This is a genomic window from Planktothrix sp. FACHB-1355, assembly GCF_014748295.1.
Classification (GTDB): domain Bacteria; phylum Cyanobacteriota; class Cyanobacteriia; order Cyanobacteriales; family Aerosakkonemataceae; genus Aerosakkonema; species Aerosakkonema funiforme_A.
This window is the reverse complement of sequence record NZ_JACJUP010000523.1, coordinates 1-4462: the sequence shown is the minus strand read 5'-3', so window position 1 is coordinate 4462 and position 4462 is coordinate 1. Positions and strand designations below refer to the sequence as shown.

General features: G+C 43.9%; 4 protein-coding genes. 2 read left to right on the top strand and 2 right to left on the bottom strand.

Annotated features, from left to right (window positions below; all coding sequences use genetic code 11):
• Positions 1-2023, top strand: a 2023-nt coding sequence (locus H6S82_RS19775; RefSeq protein WP_191056598.1) for an alkaline phosphatase PhoX, incomplete at its 5' end; no start/stop codon positions are given.
• Between the two features lie 43 nt (positions 2024-2066).
• On the opposite strand, the gene H6S82_RS19770 is transcribed toward H6S82_RS19775, so the two are convergent.
• Both H6S82_RS19770 and H6S82_RS19765 read right to left on the bottom strand, forming a co-directional pair.
• Complete coding sequence (locus H6S82_RS19770) at positions 2067-3287, bottom strand: amidohydrolase/deacetylase family metallohydrolase (protein ID WP_190463088.1); 1221 nt, start codon at positions 3285-3287, stop codon at positions 2067-2069.
• A gap of 10 nt (positions 3288-3297) precedes the next feature.
• Positions 3298-4005 (bottom strand): DUF2259 domain-containing protein, encoded by a 708-nt coding sequence (locus tag H6S82_RS19765; RefSeq protein ID WP_190463085.1) that lies wholly within the window; start codon positions 4003-4005, stop codon positions 3298-3300.
• A gap of 270 nt (positions 4006-4275) precedes the next feature.
• Between H6S82_RS19765 and H6S82_RS19760 the strand changes: the two genes are divergently transcribed.
• Positions 4276-4462: DUF3891 family protein (locus H6S82_RS19760; RefSeq protein WP_191056597.1), on the top strand; the 187-nt coding region annotated here is incomplete at its 3' end.

Genomic DNA, 4462 nt, shown 5'->3' with positions numbered 1-4462 from the left:
GGGCACGGTGGGAAATTTTCGAGTCGCAGCAGGTAAAACCTTCGCCATGACTGGAATTCCAGATGGTATGGGAGTATTTGAAACCAAAGACTACAATTACCTCTTCTTAAACCACGAAATCGCCTCACTTGATAGTAAAGGTAATCCCCTTTTTTCCGATATTTCTTCGACTGTATCTGGGAAAATTCAAGGAGCTAGAGTATCCTTGTTTGTATTCGATAAAAACTGGAACATCATCGGCGGTAAAAACCTGATCGAGAAGGCAGTAGATACTACTGGCCAATACGTCTTAAACACCTCAACTGGCACTTACGTAAACGCCACTACAGGTCAAAATTTGAGTTTCACCCGCTTTTGTTCCGCTTATTTAGCTCAGTACGGGTTTGTTGATGCGAACGGTCAAGAAGTCCCCATCTATTTTGCACCAGAAGAAACTACGAGTAATACAACAACTGGTGAGTCTCCCAGTCGGGGATGGGCAATATCTCCAGACGGCGTAGCATTAGCGATCGACGGTTTGGGTCGCTACGCTAAAGAAAACGTAGTTGCTGCTTCCCAATATCGCGCTACTAATTCCGATAAAACGGTGTTATTTAGCACAGAAGATTTCACCGACGGCGAACTTTATATGTTCGTCGGTCAGCAAACTCCACAAGATCCCAACGGCTTCAAAGATGGGCAATTATATGCCTTAAAAGTCGATGGATTAGACGCCGAAATCATGGCTGAAGGTGTCAAACTAGGAGCCACATGGACGTTAATTCCCAAGGATGTAGCTCTCGATCCAACTGGCACAGTTCTGCACAACTGGGTTAATACTAGCGGACGCACAACTAACTTTCGCCGTTTGGAAGATTTCGCCGAAGATCCCAACAATCCGGGCACTTTTTATTTCGTGACGACAGGTACTACCGACAAAGCTGCTGGCGGAAAAGCAAATACTCCTGCTGAAGCTGAAAATCCTTATGGCAAGCTATATCGTTTTAGCCTCAATCCTAACGATCCGGCTGGGAAAATTTCTAACTTTGAACTTGTGATGACCGGCAGTTTGGATACAGGTGTTAGTTATGACAATATTGTCGTCACCACCAACGGTAAAGTTATGATTTGTGAGGATGAAACTTCCTTTGGTGGTGATGCGATGTCTGCCAGGGCGCGGGATGCTGGCATTTGGTCTTACGATATCGCTACTGACAAAGTTACTTTAGTTGCCGAACTAAACGAAAGTGCCGCAGGTTCTCAGTTTAATAACACCAGTAAAGCTGGTGAATGGGAAACTTCTGGGATTATCGAAATTGGGTCTGGCAGAAACAATTATATGTTTAATGTTCAGGCCCACACTATTACAGATCGATCGACTATGAAAGGCAACTACGTCGAGGGCGGTCAGCTGATCCGGGCTGTTTGGATGGGGCCAGATGTGCTTTCTGCCAAAGGCAATCAAGAGATTAACGGCAACAAAGGTAACGATTCGATTAGCGGTGCTGGTAGTTCTGGTAACAACACGCTGCGTGGCGGTCAAGGTGATGACTACTTGACTGGTGGTACCAAAGATATCATCTATGGTGATAATGGCAACGATGTTATAGTTGCTGGCGCTAGCAATATCGTTAATGGTAACAAAGGTAAAGATAATATCACCGGCGCAGCTAATTGCACGATGCGGGGCGGTCAGGATGATGACATTCTTTTCGGAGGTACTAATAGCACGTTGTATGGCGATAATGGCAACGATGTTTTGTTTGCTGGTAATGGCAACAATATCCTTTTTGGTGGTGATGGCATAGATGAATTTCGCATCGCAAATACTGCACTTCCCGTTGCTGTTAATATCATCGCCGATTTTAAAGCTGGTACTGATGCTATCAGTTTATCCAGCGTACCGGGGGCAACGAGTTTTGGATCTCTTACCCTCAGCCAAAATGGTGCTGATGTGCTGATTAGTATTGCTGGCAAAGATGTGGCTCTAATACAAGGGATTCAAATAAGTGCTGTTAGTAGCAGCAATTTCCTTTTCCGTTAACAACAGGATGTCGTGTAGGTGGGCAATGCCCACCCTACTCCTGTTAATTTAAATCCCGAAGCAAACGACGATTTGGTTTAATAAGCTCTCCCGCACGAACAACCCAAACTGGCAGCAATCTTTGCTTTGCTAGCAACTGCTTGCCTAAACGATCGCCAAATAACCAATCACCTTCTACTAATTCGAGTATGGAGATATTGGCAATCGCACCAATTCGTAATGTGCCAATCTCATGTTCTGCTTTGAGGACGCGGGCGGGGTTGATTGTGACGGATGCGATCGCTCTCTCCAATTCTAACCCTAAAGCCATCAGTTTAGAGATGGCACCGCACAAACTGTAATCAAGCACAGCATCATTATAAGGAGTATCAAAATCTCCGTGAACATCACTACTAATAATATCGGGAAATACTCCTTGACTCATCATACGATCGGCTATTGCCAAACTAAAATTCAGTCCATGTCCCAAATCCAAAAGCACCCCCCGTTGCATTGCTTCCCGAACGCAATCTGGCACTTTATTATGCCTTCCCATCACTCCATCTGGTTTGCAACTGTAGCAGTGAGCTAATAAGTCGCCCGCTTTCATATAAGAAAGCAATTTTTCTATTACGTGTTCTGGATTTGGTCTAAAATCTTCATCAACATGAAATAATTCTCCTGTATGAACATATAGAGGTAAATTAGTTTCATCCCCTAACTCGCGGGCTAATTTAAGGACGCCCATTCCCCATCGAGATATAGATCCGGATTCCCCATGCAGTTTAAAACCGCGCACAATATGAGGATGTTTTTCAGCTAGTTGGAAAAGGGTTTCTATATCTACCAGTGCGGGGTTTTGAATATAAACTCCCGCATTCCCGAACTTTTGCTCTGCCCCTTGGTTAACTAAAACAAAGCTACGTACATCGGTCTGTGCCTTATCTACAACATTTGATTTAAAACCTGCAAAGTTAAAAGAACCGCAACTACCTTGATCCACAATTGTAGTGACGCCTGAATTTATACCAGCATCGTCGGCATTCAAACCAAAATTAGTTATACCCTCGTAAACATGAGTATGTAAGTCTATAAAGCCCGGACAGGTAATCAGATTTTTAACATTAACTGTCCGCTCAGCTTTGTGGGCAGGTAGTCGCTCAGCAATGGCGGCAATTTTACCGTTACTGACAGCGATATCAAAATGACCGTTGAGCCCTTGGCTTGGATCGATTAGCCAAGCATCTTGTAATACTAAATCGTATGATTCTAACTGAGTGTCCATAAATATTAGTTCAAAGAGGAAAACCTTGTACGAGCGTAGTTTGCAATACACCCTCAAAAGTCGGTTCTGTTTTATCCAGCAGTACGATCGCATTCCGTCCGTTAGGAGACAAACGGACTTCTCGCAATGAATAAGAAATTACCCAATCGCGGTAATTGTTAAGGGAACCTATTCGCCTTTGCCGATTGTTATAAGTTATTAATAAACTCATTGAGGCTTTATCCCTTTCGGCAGTGCCACCTTGCGAAGTGGATTTAATTTGCTTTTGTTCGAGCCGAATTTGTAAAGTTTTTCCGTTGTTTAACCTGGCAACAACAGTTTCGCTGCCATCCGGCGAATTAGAGCGGGAAATAATATTCAGTTTTGTACCTAGATGAGGAGAAACCAACTTCAACCTCCGCCGTAAATTCCCAGTCCTGGCAAGCAAGTCATCCTCTGCCATTTTAGTAGTTTTTCCTGATTGAGACTCACCGTACTGAGTTTCTATGCAGCCATTGGGAACGCAGGAGTTAGAAGGCACATTTACGATTTGCATTTCGGCTTTAGGTATACCCGCTCCCGTATCTCTAGAACTTTCTAAATAAATATATGAAAGACTATCTGTGGAAAAACCAGCCATCCGCTGAGTTGTGCGCCATACATCAGCCCAAACTTCAGCGGACATAACGGCAGTAAGGCTTGCTGCCAGCCCTAACGATACTAAGTAAAAAGATTTCATTACCGCCTCTGTATTTTCAGTATCAAAAAATTTCACTCTGTTTCCAATATAATCTCGGTATACCCAGGCTCGGCAAGAGATTATTTTAGGATTTGCAGTTGTATTGACTGAGTAAAATGCTTGAGTGTTCCGGCAAAGTATGGCAGCAAAATTATGCCCGATCGCACTCGCTTCTTACCTTAGCCTCTCTCCAACGATAGAAGACATATCAGCTATATTTTCGCGATGGTAATAAATACGTCAAAGTGATAATAATAAGGAAAAAAGTTTGTGATTGTTAACCAACACGAGAATGGTTGGGAAGTGATTTACCATCGCGCCCATGCTTTGCTGGCGGCGGAGTTGGCGGGACAGTGGCGCGAAAAAGATCGCCCACTGCGCTGGATTGAAACAATCGCAGCGATTTCCCATCACGACGACTTGGAACGGGAATGGGAAGGAAACCATCTCACTGAAG

What these genes read in the sequence shown, in the direction of transcription:
- H6S82_RS19770 (WP_190463088.1), bottom strand. Translation starts at nt 3,287, where the DNA reads ATGGACACTCAGTTAGAATCATACGATTTAGTATTACAAGATGCTTGG.
- H6S82_RS19765 (WP_190463085.1), bottom strand. Translation starts at nt 4,005, where the DNA reads ATGAAATCTTTTTACTTAGTATCGTTAGGGCTGGCAGCAAGCCTTACT.